The organism is Escherichia sp. E14V7, assembly GCF_004212225.1.
Taxonomy (GTDB): Bacteria; Pseudomonadota; Gammaproteobacteria; order Enterobacterales; family Enterobacteriaceae; genus Escherichia.
The window spans coordinates 1-16,546 of record NZ_RHJJ01000012.1 but is presented as its reverse complement, the minus strand read 5'-3'; the positions used below and the strand labels follow the sequence as shown (position 1 = coordinate 16,546).

The following is a 16,546-nucleotide window of genomic DNA, read 5'->3' as shown; positions in this document are numbered from 1 at the left end:
ATACCCTTATCCAGTATCCCGCTATCGTCAACGCCTGATAAGCGGTTGAACTTTGTTATCAATAGCTTCCCTCGCTCGGAAGATACGTGAACGCACCGTACCTACCGGACAATCCATGATAGCGGCTATCTCTTCATAGCTCAGGCCATCCAGCTCCCGCAAGGTTATTGCCATGCGTAAATCTTCCGGGAGGGACTCAATAGTTCGGAAAACTATCTGTCTCAGTTCTTCTGACAACATTAAGTTCTCAGGGTTCGAAATTTCTTTCAACGCGCCGCCACTTTCGAAGTTTTCTGCTTCAATGGCATCCACATCACTGGAAGGTGGACGACGCCCCTGAGCAACCAGGTAATTTTTCGCTGTATTTACAGCAATCCGATACAGCCATGTATAAAAAGCACTATCTCCCCGGAACGAATCCAGCGCACGATAGGCTTTAATAAAAGCTTCTTGTACCACATCGGGAACATCACCCGACGGCACATAGCGGGAAACCAGACTCGCCACTTTATGCTGATAGCGCACTACCAGTAAGTTAAAAGCTTTCTGATCTCCCTTCTGGACCCGTTCAACCAGGACCTGGTCCGTTAACTGCTCGCTCATCCGAGGTAAAGTCTCCCCAAACCAAATTTCCACGCGCTATCGAAACGCCACTCCATTAGCTGCAATTTGAGCAAGCAAAACGTTAGAGTGTCTCGTTTTTGTAAAGTTCCGTAACGCATCTGTTTTTGTTTGTCATGCTGTAGACGGATCATTATCTATCATTATAAGTCTACAGAATCTGAACATCGCATTATCTGTGTAGAAATGCCCATTTAACTGCCTGAAGAGTACCCCAACGGCCTTTTTATTTCACCACCTAATCCTCCGCCAGCAAGCAACTTCTCTTTTTTCCACCGTCCAGGATCTCCCTGTTTAGCCATTGTAACAAATATTAAAATAGCAGGTGTTTAATTACACAACGTGATGCTATGCTGACCAAACCGTGTTTAGTAAATTAAACAAACAAAATGAATACTCTTCCTGAACATTCTTGTGATGTGCTGATTATCGGTAGCGGCGCAGCCGGGCTTTCACTGGCACTACGTCTGGCTGACCAGCATCAGGTCATCGTTCTTAGCAAAGGCCCGGTAACGGAAGGCTCAACATTTTATGCCCAGGGCGGAATCGCCGCCGTGTTTGATGAAACTGACAGCATTGACTCGCATGTGGAAGATACATTAATTGCTGGCGCCGGTATTTGCGATCGCCATGCGGTTGAGTTTGTCGCCAGCAACGCGCGTTCCTGCGTGCAATGGCTAATCGATCAGGGAGTGTTGTTTGATACCCATGTGCAGCCAAATGGCGAAGAAAGCTATCATCTGACTCGTGAAGGTGGGCATAGTCACCGTCGTATTCTTCATGCTGCCGATGCCACTGGTAGAGAAGTAGAAACCACGCTGGTGAGCAAGGCGCAGAACCATCCGAATATTCGAGTGCTGGAACGCAGCAATGCGGTTGATCTGATCGTTTCTGACAAGATTGGTCTGCCTGGAACGCGACGGGTTGTCGGCGCGTGGGTGTGGAACCGTAATAAAGAAACCGTGGAAACTTACCATGCTAAAGCGGTGGTGCTGGCAACTGGCGGTGCGTCGAAGGTTTATCAGTACACCACCAATCCGGATATTTCTTCTGGCGATGGCATTGCTATGGCGTGGCGCGCAGGCTGCCGGGTTGCCAATCTCGAATTTAATCAGTTTCACCCTACCGCGCTGTACCATCCACAGGCACGGAATTTCCTGTTAACGGAAGCCTTACGCGGCGAAGGCGCTTATTTGAAACGCCCGGACGGCACACGTTTTATGCCTGATTTTGATGATCGCGGCGAACTGGCCCCACGCGATATTGTCGCCCGCGCCATTGACCATGAGATGAAACGCCACGGCGCGGATTGTATGTTCCTTGATATCAGCCATAAGCCCGCCGAATTTATTCGCCAGCATTTCCCGATGATCTATGAAAAGTTGCTCGGGTTGGGTATTGACCTCACGAAAGAACCGGTGCCGATTGTGCCTGCTGCGCACTATACCTGCGGCGGCGTAATGGTTGACGATCATGGACGTACGGACGTTGATGGCCTGTATGCCATTGGCGAAGTGAGTTATACGGGCTTACATGGTGCTAACCGCATGGCCTCTAACTCCTTGCTGGAGTGTCTGGTCTATGGCTGGTCGGCAGCGGAAGATATTACAAAACGTATGCCTTATGCGCGTGGCGTCAGTACGTTACCGCCGTGGGATGAAAGCCGTGTTGAGAATCCTGACGAACTGGTGGTGATTCAACATAACTGGCACGAGTTACGCCTGTTTATGTGGGATTACGTCGGCATTGTGCGCACAACAAAACGTCTTGAGCGCGCTCTGCGGCGTATCAATATGTTGCAACAGGAAATAGACGAATATTACGCACACTTCCGCGTATCAAATAATTTGCTGGAACTGCGTAATCTGGTGCAGGTTGCCGAGTTGATTGTTCGCTGTGCAATGATGCGTAAGGAAAGTCGGGGGTTGCATTTCACGCTGGATTATCCGGAACTGCTCACGCATTCCGGTCCATCGATCCTTTCCCCCGTCAATCATTACATAAATAGATAAAAAGCCTGGGTCAGCGCCGTATACGCTTCGGAATAGTTCTGGTCTGGCCCACGAATGACTAAGCGATCGCAAAAGCACTCCCCCGCCAGTGGGGAGAATGCCAGCAGCACCCGATGCGGCAATCGCGCTTCGTTTTCTGCCACATCCGTTCGCAAACGTAAATGCCACCCCATGCTTAATGCCAGCTCCGTAAAACTATTACCGATTTGCTCTGGCAACACCACGCAGAAAAATCCCTCTTCGGTAATGCACTCTGCCGCGCAAGTCAGCAAGGATTGATGATCCAGCGTGGTGGTATAGCGCGCCTGTTCCCGCTGCGGTGTCGCACACTCCACTCCCTGCTGATAATACGGCGGGTTGCTGATGATTAAATCGAAGCGTGCTGTCTGCTGTGTGATCCACTGCTGAATATCTGCCGTATGGACATTAATCCGCTCTGCCCACGGAGACTGGTTAATATTCTCCTGCGCCTGAGCTGCAGCTTCACTTTCCAGTTCAACTGCATCAATCATCACGCTGTCATCGGTTCGCTGCGCCAGCATCAGTGCCAACAACCCGCTACCAGTGCCGATATCAAGGCAGCGTTTTACCCCTGCCACCGGAGCCCATGCGCCAAGCAAAATTCCATCCGTTCCCACTTTCATCGCACATCGTTCGTGGCCGACAAAAAACTGTTTAAAAGTAAATCCATTACGACGAAGCACGGATGTAGACTGTGACATGTAAATAAAACCTTGCTGAAAAAACGGCGATAGCACCGGGTAAGAACAATACCTGAGAAGCGATATCCATACAAACAGATGAAGATTGCAGCCGTAACGTCTATAATCAGCGCCCCACACAGAGGTAGAACATGACTGTAACGACTTTTTCCGAACTTGAACTCGACGAAAGCCTGCTGGAAGCCCTCCAGGATAAAGGTTTCACTCGCCCGACCGCCATTCAGGCTGCCGCCATTCCGCCTGCGCTCGATGGCCGTGATGTACTCGGTTCTGCGCCGACAGGCACCGGTAAAACGGCGGCGTATCTGCTGCCAGCGTTGCAGCACCTGCTCGATTTCCCACGTAAGAAATCCGGTCCGCCGCGTATTTTGATCCTCACCCCAACTCGCGAGCTGGCGATGCAGGTGGCCGATCATGCCCGCGAACTGGCGAAACATACGCATCTGGATATCGCCACTATCACCGGCGGCGTGGCCTATATGAACCACGCAGAAGTTTTCAGCGAAAACCAGGACATCGTGGTCGCCACGACCGGACGTCTGCTGCAATACATAAAAGAAGAGAACTTCGATTGCCGCGCAGTTGAAACGCTGATCCTCGACGAAGCTGACCGGATGCTGGATATGGGCTTCGCTCAGGATATCGAGCATATTGCTGGCGAAACGCGCTGGCGTAAACAGACCCTGCTCTTTTCCGCAACGCTGGAAGGCGATGCGATTCAGGATTTTGCCGAGCGTCTGCTGGAAGATCCGGTGGAAGTTTCTGCGAATCCGTCTACCCGTGAGCGCAAAAAAATTCATCAGTGGTATTACCGCGCCGATGATCTTGAGCATAAAACCGCATTGCTGGTGCATCTGTTAAAACAGCCTGAAGCGACTCGCTCAATCGTATTTGTGCGTAAGCGTGAGCGTGTGCATGAGCTGGCAAACTGGCTGCGTGAAGCGGGCATCAACAACTGCTATCTCGAAGGTGAGATGGTACAAGGCAAGCGTAATGAAGCGATCAAGCGTTTGACCGAAGGCCGCGTTAACGTGCTGGTTGCAACCGACGTTGCCGCACGCGGTATTGACATTCCTGATGTCAGCCACGTCTTTAACTTCGATATGCCGCGCAGTGGCGATACTTATTTGCACCGTATCGGGCGTACCGCTCGCGCCGGTCGTAAAGGCACCGCAATTTCGCTGGTGGAAGCTCATGACCATCTGCTGCTGGGCAAAGTTGGCCGTTACATTGAAGAGCCGATTAAAGCTCGCGTAATTGATGAGTTACGCCCGAAAACGCGTGCGCCAAGCGAGAAGCAGACCGGCAAGCCATCGAAGAAAGTACTGGCAAAACGCGCCGAGAAGAAAAAAGCTAAAGAGAAAGAGAAGCCGCGGGTGAAAAAACGCCATCGCGATACCAAAAATATAGGTAAGCGCCGTAAACCAAGCGGAACGGGCGTGCCACCGCAAACAACAGAAGAGTAATCATAATGCCGGGTTTAAGCCCGGCATTTTTTTATCCAGCCACAAAACACTCTTCAACACACTGAATAAAAGTGTGCATCGCCGGGCTAACCGCTTTTCCAGCATGGTGTGCGCACATTGCCGTAATGGTCTGCGACTGTTCGCCAAAAGGCAATTCAATTAATTCTCCGCTCTCAAGCTCTTTTGCCACCGCAAAGCGGGGCAAGTAACTGACACCGATATTCGCCGCGACACAACGTTTGATGCTTTCGATGCTTATAAGCTCAATGGTGTTTTCCACCGTGATCCGCCGCTGGCGCAGCGTGCTCTCAAATATCTGCCGGAAGACACATTGTGGTTCATTGATAATAAAGCTACAGGCGTTATGTCTTCCCGGCTCAGTAAAATCGACATCTGCAATTTGCGGTGAAGCCACCAGCACCAGCGATTGTTCACCCAACTCACGTCGGTTCAGGGCATCATCATTCCCTACGCGATAAAAGACGCCGACATCGGCCTCATCATTCAGTAGTGCATCACGAATCACGTAACAGTTCAGTGACTGCAATGATAAACGCACTTTTGGTGCGCGTTGCCGAAAACGCTGCAACACCTGCGGCATTCGGTAAGAGAGTAACGTTTCGCCCGAAACAACGCGTAGTTCCCCGTCCGGATCCGACTCCTTTTTGGCAGCCTCACGAAGGGTATCCATCACTCTGGTAAGTTCATAGATGTGCGGCAGCAGCTTTTTCCCTTCGCGGGTAAGGCACATTCGTCGACCAATTTTCTCAAATAACTGTACTGAGAACTCCTGCTCAAGCTGCTGAATATGAAAAGTCACCGTCGACTGTGTGCAACACAATTTTTGCGAAGCTCGCAAAAAAGAACCCTCTTCCACCACGGTTTTTAGGGTAATAAAACGGCGCAGATCCATAATCCCAAACCTATCGAAAATATCGAATTTAGAATGTGAAAACATTCATTTTTTTAAATGTTTTGTGTCGGGTACTGTCTACCAAAACAGAGGAGATAACAAGTGACACCGACCCTTTTAAGTGCTTTTTGGACCTACACCCTGATTACTGCCCTCACGCCAGGACCAAACAATATTCTCGCCCTTAGTTCTGCCACGTCGCATGGGTTTCGTCAGAGTACCCGCGTACTGGCGGGGATGAGTCTGGGATTTTTAATCGTCATGCTACTGTGCGCGGGAATTTCGTTTTCACTGGCTGTTATTGACCCGGCAGCAGTGCATCTGTTGAGTTGGGCGGGGGCGGCATATATTGTCTGGCTGGCGTGGAAAATCGCTACCAGCCCAACAAAGGAAGACGGGCTTCAGGCAAAACCGATCAGCTTTTGGGCAAGCTTTGCGCTACAGTTTGTGAACGTCAAAATCATTTTGTACGGCATTACGGCACTATCGACGTTTGTCCTGCCGCAAACGCAGGCGTTAAGCTGGGTAGTTGGCGTCAGCGTTTTGCTGGCGATGATTGGGACGTTTGGCAATGTGTGCTGGGCGCTGGCGGGGCATCTGTTTCAGCGATTGTTTCGCCAGTATGGTCGCCAATTAAATATCGTGCTGGCACTGTTGCTGGTCTATTGCGCGGTACGCATTTTCTATTAATGAAAAAAAGCGGAAGAGGTCGCCCTCTTCCGCTTAGTAACTTGCTACTTAAGCCTTACAGGCTTTCAGTAAAGGTACGAGCGATAACGTCGCGCTGCTGTTCCGGAGTCAGAGAGTTAAAGCGAACTGCATAACCGGATACACGGATGGTCAGCTGCGGATATTTTTCCGGATGCTTAACTGCATCTTCCAGAGTTTCACGACGCAGAACGTTTACGTTCAGGTGCTGACCACCTTCTACGCGAACTTCTGGTTTAACTTCTACTGGAACTTCACGGTACTCAATGTCACCCAGTTTGCTTACTGCAATCACTTCGTCTTCTGCAAAACCTGCTTTCGCAACGATGCAACGCGCTTCGCCTTTTTCGCTGTCCAGCAGCCAGAAAGAGTTCAGCAGATCGTCGTTAGCGGCTTTAGTAATCTGGATACCTGTAATCATGTGATGCCTCCCCGGCAAAATTATTTGATTTGTTCAGCCTGTCGCGGCCAATTGGTAAAACCATTGTTGCTTGAGTGTATATATACTCCTCAAAGACCCCTGATTCTTTGATTTAAATCAACAAAAAACACACACTAAGTGTAGCAGCAAGTGGATTTTATTGTTTTACATCAACTTATGCGGGTGTGAAATTTTACCAATTTACATTTTTTTACAGTCGATTATGTCTATAAAATGAGCTTGATTTTGTTCTGTAGAAAGAAGCAGTTAAGCTAGGCGGATTGAAGATTCGCAGGAGAGCGAGATGGCTAACGAATTAACCTGGCATGACGTGCTGGCTGAAGAGAAGCAACAACCCTATTTTCTTAATACCCTTCAGACCGTCGCCAGCGAGCGGCAATCCGGCATCACTATCTATCCGCCACAAAAAGATGTCTTTAACGCCTTTCGTTTTACCGAGTTAGGCGATGTCAAAGTCGTGATTCTCGGCCAGGATCCTTATCACGGCCCCGGACAGGCTCACGGCCTGGCGTTTTCTGTTCGCCCCGGTATCCCCACTCCGCCATCATTACTGAATATGTATAAAGAGCTGGAAAACACCGTTCCAGGCTTTACCCGCCCGGCGCATGGCTATCTCGAAAGCTGGGCGCGTCAGGGCGTTCTGCTGCTCAATACCGTATTGACGGTACGCGCAGGTCAGGCGCATTCCCACGCCAGCCTCGGTTGGGAGACGTTTACTGATAAAGTCATCAGCCTCATAAATCAGCATCGCGAAGGCGTGGTGTTTTTGTTGTGGGGATCTCATGCGCAAAAGAAAGGGGCGATTATAGATAAGCAACGCCATCACGTACTTAAAGCACCGCATCCGTCACCGCTTTCTGCGCATCGTGGATTCTTTGGCTGTAACCATTTTGTGCTGGCAAATCAGTGGCTGGAACAACGTGGCGAGACGCCGATTGACTGGATGCCAGTATTACCGGCAGAGAGTGAGTAAATTTGCGGGAAAATGCCGGATGGCAGAGTTGCCACCCGGCTGATTTATCAGGCTTTATTCTGACGCCACCATTCGCCAAGCAGAACGCCAGTTGCGACAGAAATATTCAGTCCAGCAACGTTGCCAGTACCGTCAATCTTCACGCGCAAATCGTTCGGATCGCGTGCGGCATCCGGTAACCCTTCATATTCCTGCCCCAGCACCAGCACCATTTTTTCTGGCAGACTGGTTTTGAACAGCGGTTTACCTTGCTCGCTGGAAGTGGTCACCACGGTGTAGCCCGCCTGACGGAAATCATCCAACACGTCAACAATGTTGTCACCAGTAATCGGCTGAACGTGCTCTGCGCCGCCTTCTGCGGTACGGATAGCCGCACCAGACTCCAGCAGTGCCGCATCCTGCACCACAACGCCTTTCACGCCGAAGTGCGCGCAGCTACGCATCATGCCACCCAGGTTATGCGGGTTAGATTCGTTTTCCAGCGCCAGTACACAATCCTGCGCGCCTGCCTGGCTTACCCACTGCTGCACGGTTGTACCGTTACGCTTTTTGATCAGGAAGCACACGCCGCCGTGATGTTCCGTGCCTGACGCTTTTGTCAGTTCCGCTTCATCCACCACATGGTACGCTTTGCGGTTTGCCGCCATCCAGCGCAAGGCTTCTTTAAAACGTGGCGTTACGCTCTGGATAAACCAGGCGCGAACAATCGCTTCCGGACGGCTCTGGAACAGTGCCTGACATGCATTTTCGCCGTAGACGCGGGTTTCTTCCGCACGCTGACGACGCAAAACTTCTGGATCAATAAAACTTTTACCACTGATGCCACCGTGATCGGCCTTTTCCGGCGTCTCATCACCCGGCGCGCGGGAAACCGTGCGCCACGGCGAATCTTCCCACTTGCGGTCACGGGGCTGACTCTGTTTGTCATCGCGGGCGGGGCGACGGCCACCGTCAGCACGAGATTTTCCTGGACGCCCGCCCCCTTTCCCGGTACGCGGGTTGTGGGTACGTTTATCAGAATCATCATCACTGCGGACATACATCACTTTGACCTTGCCGCTTTTACCTTTCATTTCATCGTTCATGCTTTTCTCCACCAGCGCTGCGCGAAGCGCGCAGATTACCCGAAGTGCGCGCGGTTCGCCATGATTTCGTTCCAAAGCCTGCGTCTATCATACCCATTGAATAAAACAGATTGTTGTCTGGAACAATGTCCCCGATAATATGTAACATATTAGAAACATACCGGCGTCGTTGCCGATAAGTCTCCTTACTCATCCCGAGGTTAGTTATGAATACCGTTTGTACCCATTGTCAGGCCATCAATCGCATTCCCGACGATCGGATCGAAGATGCGGCAAAATGCGGACGCTGCGGTCACGACTTGTTTGACGGAGAGGTGATTAATGCGACCGGTGAAACGCTCGACAAATTGCTGAAAGATGATCTACCTGTGGTGATCGACTTCTGGGCGCCGTGGTGCGGCCCCTGCCGTAACTTCGCGCCAATTTTTGAAGATGTTGCGCAAGAGCGTAGCGGTAAAGTGCGCTTTGTGAAAGTGAATACCGAAGCTGAACGTGAATTAAGCAGCCGCTTTGGTATTCGCAGTATTCCGACGATCATGATTTTCAAAAACGGTCAGGTCGTCGACATGCTTAATGGCGCAGTGCCGAAAGCGCCGTTCGATAGCTGGTTGAACGAATCTCTTTAATCTTACCGGGGCGCATCTTGTGCCCCGTTTTCTCCTCTGCGACAATGGCGTTTTTTCGACGCTCTCTTATGACCGAAAACGCTGTTCTCCAGTTACGCGCCGAACGTATTGCGCGCGCAACACGTCCTTTTCTTGCCCGCGGTAATCGCGTTCGTCGCTGCCAACGCTGTCTTTTGCCAGAGAAATTATGTCTCTGTTCGACAATCACGCCAGCGGAAGCAAAAAGTCGCTTCTGTTTGCTGATGTTCGACACCGAGCCAATGAAGCCCAGTAATACCGGGCGTCTGATTGCTGATATTTTGCCTGATACCGTTGCGTTTCAATGGTCGCGTACCGAACCCTCGCAAGATTTGCTGGATCTGGTACAAAACCCGAACTATCAGCCAATGGTGGTCTTTCCCGCCTCATATGCTGATGAGCAACGGGAAGTGATCTTCACCCCGCCTTCCGGTAAGCCACCGCTGTTTATCATGCTCGATGGTACCTGGCCGGAAGCGCGCAAGATGTTTCGTAAAAGTCCGTATCTGGATAATCTCCCTGTCATTTCCGTCGATCTTTCCCGGCTTTCTGCCTATCGCCTGCGTGAAGCCCAGGCTGAAGGCCAATATTGTACCGCTGAAGTGGCTATCGCACTTTTAGATATGGCGGGCGATACCGGGGCTGCGGCCAGCTTAGGCGAGCATTTCACTCGCTTTAAAACACGCTATCTGGCAGGAAAAACGCAACATCTGGGTAGCATCACAGCAGAACAGTTAGAAAGCGTTTAAAATCATTCGGTCACTTCTGCGGGAGACCGGTATGAGTCAGCGAGGACTGGAAGCACTACTGCGACCAAAATCGATTGCGGTAATTGGCGCATCGATGAAACCCAATCGCGCAGGTTACCTGATGATGCGTAACCTGCTGGCGGGAGGATTTAACGGACCGGTGTTACCGGTGACGCCGGCCTGGAAAGCGGTACAAGGCGTACTGGCCTGGCCGGATATCGCCAGTCTGCCCTTTACGCCCGACCTTGCTGTGCTGTGTACCAATGCCAGCCGCAATCTGGCGCTTCTGGAAGAACTCGGCGAAAAAGGCTGTAAAACCTGCATTATTCTTTCTGCCCCGGCATCGCAACACGAAGATCTCCGAGCCTGCGCCCAGCGTCATAACATGCGCCTGCTTGGACCAAACAGTCTGGGATTACTGGCGCCGTGGCAAGGTCTGAATGCCAGCTTTTCGCCCGTACCAATTAAGCGCGGCAAGCTGGCGTTTATTTCGCAATCGGCTGCCGTCTCCAACACCATCCTCGACTGGGCGCAACAGCGTGAGATGGGGTTTTCCTACTTTATTGCGCTCGGCGACAGCCTGGATATCGACGTTGATGAATTGCTCGACTATCTGGCGCGCGACAGTAAAACCAGCGCCATCCTGCTCTATCTCGAACAGTTAAGCGACGCGCGACGCTTTGTTTCGGCGGCCCGTAGTGCGTCGCGTAATAAACCGATTCTGGTAATTAAAAGCGGACGTAGCCCGGCAGCACAGCGACTGCTCAACACGACGGCAGGAATGGACCCGGCATGGGATGCAGCTATTCAGCGTGCCGGTTTATTACGAGTGCAGGACACTCACGAACTGTTTTCGGCAGTGGAAACCCTTAGCCATATGCGCCCATTGCGTGGCGACCGACTGATGATTATCAGCAACGGTGCAGCGCCAGCTGCGCTGGCGCTGGATGCCTTATGGTCGCGCAATGGCAAGCTGGCAACGCTAAGCGAAGAAACCTGCCAGAAACTACGCGATGCGCTGCCAGAACATGTAGTAATCTCTAACCCGCTCGATCTGCGCGATGACGCCAGCAGTGAGCACTATATTAAAACGCTGGATATTCTGCTCCACAGCCAGGATTTTGATGCGCTGATGGTTATTCATTCGCCCAGTGCTGCTGCTCCCGCCACAGAAAGCGCACTGGCATTAATTGAAGCGGTAAAGCATCACCCTCGCAGCAAGTATGTCTCTCTGCTGACGAACTGGTGCGGCGAACACTCCTCGCAAGAGGCGCGACGTTTATTCAGCGAAGCCGGGCTGCCGACCTACCGCACTCCGGAAGGAACCATCACCGCTTTTATGCATATGGTGGAGTACCGACGTAACCAGAAGCAACTACGCGAAACGCCGGCACTGCCCAGCAATCTGACCTCTAATACCGCAGAAGCGCATCTTCTGTTGCAACAGGCGATTGCCGAAGGGGCAACGTCACTCGATACCCATGAAGTACAGCCAATCCTGCAAGCGTATGGCATGAACACGCTTCCCACCTGGATTGCCAGCGATAGTACCGAAGCGGTGCATATTGCTGAACAGATTGGTTATCCGGTGGCGCTGAAATTACGCTCGCCGGATATTCCACATAAATCGGAAGTTCAAGGTGTCATGCTCTACCTGCGTACAGCCAATGAAGTCCAGCAAGCCGCGAACGCTATTTTCGATCGCGTAAAAATGGCCTGGCCGCAGGCGCGGATCCACGGTCTGCTGGTGCAAAGTATGGCTAACCGTGCTGGCGCCCAGGAGTTGCGGGTAGTGGTCGAGCAGGATCCCGTTTTCGGACCGTTGATCATGCTGGGTGAAGGCGGTGTGGAGTGGCGTCCAGAAGATCAAGCCGTCGTCGCATTACCGCCGCTGAACATGAACCTGGCCCGTTATCTGGTCATTCAGGGAATAAAAAGTAAAAAGATTCGTGCGCGCAGTGCACTGCGTCCATTGGATGTTGCAGGCTTGAGCCAGCTTCTGGTGCAGGTTTCCAACTTGATTGTCGATTGCCCGGAAATTCAGCGTCTGGATATTCATCCTTTGCTGGCTTCTGGCAGTGAATTTACCGCGCTGGATGTCACGCTGGATATCGCGCCGTTTGAAGGCGATAGCGAGAGTCGGCTGGCAGTGCGCCCGTACCCACATCAGCTGGAAGAGTGGGTGGAATTGAAAAACGGCGAACGCTGCTTGTTCCGCCCGATTTTGCCAGAAGATGAGCCACAACTTCAGCAATTCATTTCGCGAGTCACCAAAGAAGATCTTTATTACCGCTACTTTAGCGAGATCAACGAATTTACCCATGAAGATTTAGCCAACATGACGCAGATCGACTACGATCGGGAAATGGCGTTTGTGGCGGTGCGACGTATTGATCAAACGGAAGAGATCCTCGGCGTCACGCGTGCGATTTCCGATCCTGATAACATCGATGCCGAATTTGCTGTACTGGTTCGCTCGGATCTCAAAGGGTTAGGCTTAGGTCGACGCTTAATGGAAAAGTTGATTACCTATACGCGAGATCACGGACTGCAACGTCTGAATGGTATTACGATGCCAAACAATCGTGGCATGGTGGCGCTGGCCCGCAAGCTCGGGTTTAACGTCGATATCCAGCTCGAAGAGGGGATCGTTGGGCTTACGCTAAATCTTGCCCAGCGCGAGGAATCATGAGTAAGGTACTGGAAATGTTGACCACTTAATCGGGACTGGTGTTATTATTGCCCGCTTATGTCGTCTGCATTGCACAGAGGACCCTTCAATGAACAGAGAAGAAATGCACTGTGATGTTGTCAAAATTTAAGCGTAATAAACATCAACAACACCTTGCCCAACTACCCAAGATTTCTCAATCAGTTGATGATGTCGATTTCTTTTACGCTCCCGCCGACTTCCGGGAGACGCTGCTGGAAAAAATAGCCAGCGCGAAGCAGCGCATTTGCATTGTCGCCCTGTATCTCGAACAGGATGATGGTGGCAAAGGCATTCTGAGCGCACTATATGAGGCTAAACGGCAGCGTCCGGAACTGGATGTGCGGGTGCTGGTCGACTGGCATCGTGCGCAACGTGGACGCATTGGCGCTGCGGCATCTAACACTAATGCTGACTGGTACTGCCGCATGGCGCAGGAAAATCCGGGCGTAGATGTTCCGGTTTATGGCGTACCCATCAATACCCGTGAAGCCCTGGGCGTTTTGCATTTTAAAGGCTTTATCATCGACGATAGCGTACTTTATAGCGGTGCCAGCCTGAACGATGTTTATTTGCATCAGCACGATAAATACCGTTACGACCGTTACCATCTGATTCGTAACCGCAAGATGTCAGACATTATGTTTGAATGGGTTACGCAGAATATTATGAATGGTCGCGGTGTTAACCGTCTGGATGATGAACATCGCCCAAAAAGCCCGGAAATCAAGAACGACATTCGCCTGTTCCGCCAGGAGTTGCGTGATGCCGCTTATCATTTCCAGGGAGATGCCGACAACGATCAACTTTCCGTTACGCCGTTGGTGGGTCTGGGGAAATCGAGTCTGTTGAACAAGACCATTTTCCATCTGATGCCCTGTGCAGAACAGAAACTGACTATCTGTACGCCATACTTCAACCTGCCGGCAATCCTGGTGCGCAATATCATCCAGTTGCTGCGTGAAGGGAAAAAGGTCGAAATTATCGTTGGTGATAAAACCGCGAACGACTTCTACATTCCGGAAGATGAACCATTCAAGATAATTGGCGCGTTGCCTTATCTTTATGAGATTAATTTGCGTCGCTTCCTGAGTCGTTTGCAGTATTACGTCAATACTGACCAGTTAGTGGTCCGTTTGTGGAAAGATGACGATAATACTTATCACCTGAAAGGAATGTGGGTTGATGATAAGTGGATGCTGATAACCGGTAATAACCTGAATCCACGCGCCTGGCGTCTGGATCTGGAAAACGCCATTTTGATCCACGATCCGCAACTGGAGCTTGCGCCACAGCGAGAGAAAGAACTGGAGCTGATCCGCGAGCATACCACTATCGTTAAACACTATCGCGATCTGCAAAGTATTGCCGATTATCCGGTGAAGGTTCGCAAACTTATCCGCCGTTTGCGCCGCATTCGCATCGACCGATTAATTAGCCGTATCCTGTAATCTGAACCCCGTCCTGTACGGGGTTTGTTTTTTGGAGGCCGCGTTGCGTATTCTTTTTATCTGTTTGCTATTGTTACTTTCTGGTTGCAGCCACATGGCTAACGATAGCTGGCAGGGGCAGGATAAAGCCCAACACTTTATCGCCTCGGCGATGCTTTCCGCCGCAGGAAATGAATACGCGCAACATCAGGGGATGAGTCGCGACCGCAGCGCGATGTTCGGGCTGATGTTCTCTGTAGGGCTGGGAGCGTCAAAAGAGCTTTGGGATAGCCGCCCAGAGGGGAGCGGCTGGAGCTGGAAGGATTTTGCCTGGGATATCGCCGGTGCAACTACCGGCTATACCGTCTGGCAAATAGCGCATCACTAAAGACGCATCCCCTTCCCTTTGCGGTGCAGCATCAAAGAAACCAGAAACGCTACCACGGCCATCAATGTCACATACCAGAAGAATGCCGTTTCCATTCCTATCGATTTCAGCGATAACGCTACGTACTCCGCCGAACCACCAAAAATAGCATTGGCGACCGCATATGACAGACCAACACCTAATGCGCGAACCTGCGCTGGGAACATCTCAGCCTTCAGTATTCCACTGATTGATGTATAAAAACTCACTATCAGCAGGGCGCACATCACCAGACCAAAAGCGGCATAAGGAGAGGAGACGTTCTGCAATGCTGATAGTATGGGGACGGTAAAAATAGCGGCCAAAGAGCCAAAGCATAACATTGAGGTTCGGCGTCCAATCTTATCCGACAGCGCGCCAATGAGTGGTTGAATAAGCATGAATACAAACAATGCGGCAGTCATAATGCCGCTTGCCACGTTGGCGTGCATTCCCGCAGTATTTACCAGATACTTCTGCATATAAGTGGTGAAGGTATAGAAACAAAGGGAGCCCGCAGCGGTGAAGCCGAGAACCATGATGAATGCACGGCGATTGCGCCATAATCCCTTCATTGAACCCGCTTCTTTTAAAGCGCGCGTTTCTTGTTGCGAAGTTTCATCTAATTGACGGCGTAACCACAATGCTACAACGGCTAACACCGCTCCTAACGCAAAAGGAATGCGCCATCCCCACTCTCTAAGAGCAGAATCTTCCATAGTATGTTGTAGAACAACCACCACAAGTAAGGCCAGCAACTGACCGCCAATTAGCGTGACGTACTGGAACGAAGCATAGAACCCTTTGCGCCCCTCAACAGCAACTTCACTCATATAGGTGGCGCTGGTGCCATATTCTCCACCAACGGATAATCCCTGGAATAAACGCGCGAGAAGCAATAATGCCGGAGCCCAGGTACCGATAGTTTCATAACCTGGGAGGCAGGCGATAACCAGAGATCCGAAACACATCATACACACCGATAACAACATTGATTTTTTACGACCATGTTTATCGGCTATGCGTCCAAATAGCCAGCCACCGATTGGACGCATCAGAAAGCCCGCAGCAAAAACACCGGCTGTTTGCAGTAACTGAGTGGTAGTGTTACCAGAAGGGAAGAAGATGTGGGCGAAGTAGAGGGAACAGAATGAGTAGACATAAAAATCGAACCACTCGACCAGATTACCTGAAGAGGCCCCTACTATTGCCCAGATGCGGCGACGAGTATCACTACTTGTCAGTTTGCCGTCTGCCGTTACAGTGCTTTCTGCCATGCCAATATTTCTCCTGCCATAATCCGATGCTTTTGTCGGCCAATGTTGTTTATTATTTAGTAAGACGAATGTTATACATTTGTTACCGATGTTTATGCAACCATAACTGCGAATTTAGTTAGCAGGGGAATGATTATTCTGGATGACCAGGAAGGATTTCAGGTGAGGTTGTCGTATGGAAATGGGCGAGCATCTGGCGTATACAAGGGAATGATAGGTTTTTTATTTCTTAGTCAGAACCACATCAGGTGGTTTTTACTGCCTACGCTATTCCGGACGGACGACAGATAAAACAAAAGGCCCAGTCTTCCGACTGAGCCTTTTGTTTTATTTGATGCCTGGCAGTTCCCTACTCTCGCATGGGGAGACCCCACACTACCATCGGCGC

General features: G+C 51.0%; 16 protein-coding genes. 9 read left to right on the top strand and 7 right to left on the bottom strand.

Going from position 1 to position 16,546, the window contains the following annotated elements; all coding sequences use genetic code 11:
- Nucleotides 1-27: 27 nt before the first annotated feature.
- Together rpoE and rseD are read right to left on the bottom strand one after the other, a co-directional pair.
- Complete coding sequence (rpoE, locus tag D9741_RS13695; protein ID WP_001295364.1) at nucleotides 28-603, bottom strand: RNA polymerase sigma factor RpoE; 576 nt, start codon at nucleotides 601-603, stop codon at nucleotides 28-30.
- Nucleotides 600-755 carry a rpoE leader peptide RseD gene (gene rseD / locus D9741_RS13690; RefSeq protein ID WP_064526141.1) on the bottom strand — a complete coding sequence of 52 codons (156 nt, stop codon included), beginning with the start codon at nucleotides 753-755 and terminating at the stop codon, nucleotides 600-602. The genes rpoE and rseD overlap by 4 nt, the downstream gene beginning before the upstream one ends.
- A gap of 255 nt (nucleotides 756-1,010) precedes the next feature.
- Between rseD and nadB the strand changes: the two genes are divergently transcribed.
- The gene (nadB, locus tag D9741_RS13685; RefSeq protein WP_130214675.1) at nucleotides 1,011-2,633 is read left to right on the top strand and encodes an L-aspartate oxidase; all 1,623 of its coding nucleotides are present in this window, start codon (nucleotides 1,011-1,013) and stop codon (nucleotides 2,631-2,633) included.
- Here the strand turns inward: nadB and trmN are convergent.
- Nucleotides 2,618-3,355 carry a tRNA(1)(Val) (adenine(37)-N(6))-methyltransferase TrmN gene (trmN, locus tag D9741_RS13680; protein ID WP_130214677.1) on the bottom strand — a complete coding sequence of 246 codons (738 nt, stop codon included), beginning with the start codon at nucleotides 3,353-3,355 and terminating at the stop codon, nucleotides 2,618-2,620. The genes nadB and trmN overlap by 16 nt on opposite strands.
- A 131-nt stretch (nucleotides 3,356-3,486) precedes the next feature.
- Here trmN and srmB point away from each other — a divergent pair, with 131 nt between their 5' ends.
- Nucleotides 3,487-4,821, top strand: a complete 1,335-nt coding sequence (gene srmB / locus D9741_RS13670; RefSeq protein WP_000219193.1) for an ATP-dependent RNA helicase SrmB — start codon at nucleotides 3,487-3,489, stop codon at nucleotides 4,819-4,821.
- Nucleotides 4,822-4,852: 31 nt separating this feature from the next.
- Here the strand turns inward: srmB and D9741_RS13665 are convergent, their stop codons facing one another.
- Nucleotides 4,853-5,734, bottom strand: a complete 882-nt coding sequence (locus tag D9741_RS13665) for a LysR family transcriptional regulator (protein WP_130214679.1) — start codon at nucleotides 5,732-5,734, stop codon at nucleotides 4,853-4,855.
- A gap of 102 nt (nucleotides 5,735-5,836) precedes the next feature.
- Between D9741_RS13665 and eamB the strand changes: the two genes are divergently transcribed.
- Nucleotides 5,837-6,424, top strand: a complete 588-nt coding sequence (gene eamB / locus D9741_RS13660; RefSeq protein WP_130214681.1) for a cysteine/O-acetylserine transporter — start codon at nucleotides 5,837-5,839, stop codon at nucleotides 6,422-6,424.
- Nucleotides 6,425-6,479: 55 nt separating this feature from the next.
- Here eamB and grcA read toward each other — a convergent pair whose 3' ends face one another.
- Nucleotides 6,480-6,863, bottom strand: coding sequence for an autonomous glycyl radical cofactor GrcA (gene grcA / locus D9741_RS13655; RefSeq protein ID WP_130214683.1), 384 nt, complete (start codon nucleotides 6,861-6,863; stop codon nucleotides 6,480-6,482).
- 304 nt (nucleotides 6,864-7,167) lie between these two features.
- Between grcA and ung the strand changes: the two genes are divergently transcribed.
- Nucleotides 7,168-7,857, top strand: a complete 690-nt coding sequence (gene ung / locus D9741_RS13650) for a uracil-DNA glycosylase (protein ID WP_130214686.1) — start codon at nucleotides 7,168-7,170, stop codon at nucleotides 7,855-7,857.
- A gap of 47 nt (nucleotides 7,858-7,904) precedes the next feature.
- Here ung and D9741_RS13645 read toward each other — a convergent pair whose 3' ends face one another.
- Nucleotides 7,905-8,942, bottom strand: a complete 1,038-nt coding sequence (locus D9741_RS13645) for a tRNA/rRNA methyltransferase (RefSeq protein WP_130214688.1) — start codon at nucleotides 8,940-8,942, stop codon at nucleotides 7,905-7,907.
- Between the two features lie 206 nt (nucleotides 8,943-9,148).
- Between D9741_RS13645 and trxC the strand changes: the two genes are divergently transcribed.
- From trxC to D9741_RS13620, 5 genes are all read left to right on the top strand, one after another.
- Nucleotides 9,149-9,568, top strand: a complete 420-nt coding sequence (trxC, locus tag D9741_RS13640) for a thioredoxin TrxC (RefSeq protein WP_001098726.1) — start codon at nucleotides 9,149-9,151, stop codon at nucleotides 9,566-9,568.
- Between the two features lie 68 nt (nucleotides 9,569-9,636).
- On the top strand, nucleotides 9,637-10,335 hold the full coding sequence (gene tapT / locus D9741_RS13635) for a tRNA-uridine aminocarboxypropyltransferase (protein ID WP_130214690.1): 699 nt from the start codon (nucleotides 9,637-9,639) through the stop codon (nucleotides 10,333-10,335).
- Between the two features lie 31 nt (nucleotides 10,336-10,366).
- Nucleotides 10,367-13,027, top strand: coding sequence for a protein lysine acetyltransferase (gene pat / locus D9741_RS13630; RefSeq protein ID WP_130214692.1), 2,661 nt, complete (start codon nucleotides 10,367-10,369; stop codon nucleotides 13,025-13,027).
- Between the two features lie 113 nt (nucleotides 13,028-13,140).
- Nucleotides 13,141-14,496 carry a CDP-diacylglycerol--serine O-phosphatidyltransferase gene (pssA, locus tag D9741_RS13625; RefSeq protein WP_130214694.1) on the top strand — a complete coding sequence of 452 codons (1,356 nt, stop codon included), beginning with the start codon at nucleotides 13,141-13,143 and terminating at the stop codon, nucleotides 14,494-14,496.
- Between the two features lie 43 nt (nucleotides 14,497-14,539).
- Entirely contained in the window at nucleotides 14,540-14,863 is a 324-nt protein-coding gene (locus D9741_RS13620) for a YfiM family lipoprotein (protein ID WP_130214696.1), read from the top strand.
- Here D9741_RS13620 and kgtP read toward each other — a convergent pair.
- Nucleotides 14,860-16,158 carry an alpha-ketoglutarate permease gene (kgtP, locus tag D9741_RS13615; RefSeq protein WP_130214698.1) on the bottom strand — a complete coding sequence of 433 codons (1,299 nt, stop codon included), beginning with the start codon at nucleotides 16,156-16,158 and terminating at the stop codon, nucleotides 14,860-14,862. The genes D9741_RS13620 and kgtP overlap by 4 nt on opposite strands.
- Nucleotides 16,159-16,546: the final 388 nt, after the last annotated feature.

What these genes read in the sequence shown, in the direction of transcription:
- rpoE (WP_001295364.1), bottom strand. Translation starts at nt 603, where the DNA reads ATGAGCGAGCAGTTAACGGACCAGGTCCTGGTTGAACGGGTCCAGAAG.
- rseD (WP_064526141.1), bottom strand. Translation starts at nt 755, where the DNA reads ATGATCCGTCTACAGCATGACAAACAAAAACAGATGCGTTACGGAACT.
- nadB (WP_130214675.1), top strand. Translation starts at nt 1,011, where the DNA reads ATGAATACTCTTCCTGAACATTCTTGTGATGTGCTGATTATCGGTAGC.
- trmN (WP_130214677.1), bottom strand. Translation starts at nt 3,355, where the DNA reads ATGTCACAGTCTACATCCGTGCTTCGTCGTAATGGATTTACTTTTAAA.
- srmB (WP_000219193.1), top strand. Translation starts at nt 3,487, where the DNA reads ATGACTGTAACGACTTTTTCCGAACTTGAACTCGACGAAAGCCTGCTG.
- D9741_RS13665 (WP_130214679.1), bottom strand. Translation starts at nt 5,734, where the DNA reads ATGGATCTGCGCCGTTTTATTACCCTAAAAACCGTGGTGGAAGAGGGT.
- grcA (WP_130214683.1), bottom strand. Translation starts at nt 6,863, where the DNA reads ATGATTACAGGTATCCAGATTACTAAAGCCGCTAACGACGATCTGCTG.
- ung (WP_130214686.1), top strand. Translation starts at nt 7,168, where the DNA reads ATGGCTAACGAATTAACCTGGCATGACGTGCTGGCTGAAGAGAAGCAA.
- D9741_RS13645 (WP_130214688.1), bottom strand. Translation starts at nt 8,942, where the DNA reads ATGAACGATGAAATGAAAGGTAAAAGCGGCAAGGTCAAAGTGATGTAT.
- trxC (WP_001098726.1), top strand. Translation starts at nt 9,149, where the DNA reads ATGAATACCGTTTGTACCCATTGTCAGGCCATCAATCGCATTCCCGAC.
- tapT (WP_130214690.1), top strand. Translation starts at nt 9,637, where the DNA reads ATGACCGAAAACGCTGTTCTCCAGTTACGCGCCGAACGTATTGCGCGC.
- pat (WP_130214692.1), top strand. Translation starts at nt 10,367, where the DNA reads ATGAGTCAGCGAGGACTGGAAGCACTACTGCGACCAAAATCGATTGCG.
- pssA (WP_130214694.1), top strand. Translation starts at nt 13,141, where the DNA reads ATGTTGTCAAAATTTAAGCGTAATAAACATCAACAACACCTTGCCCAA.
- kgtP (WP_130214698.1), bottom strand. Translation starts at nt 16,158, where the DNA reads ATGGCAGAAAGCACTGTAACGGCAGACGGCAAACTGACAAGTAGTGAT.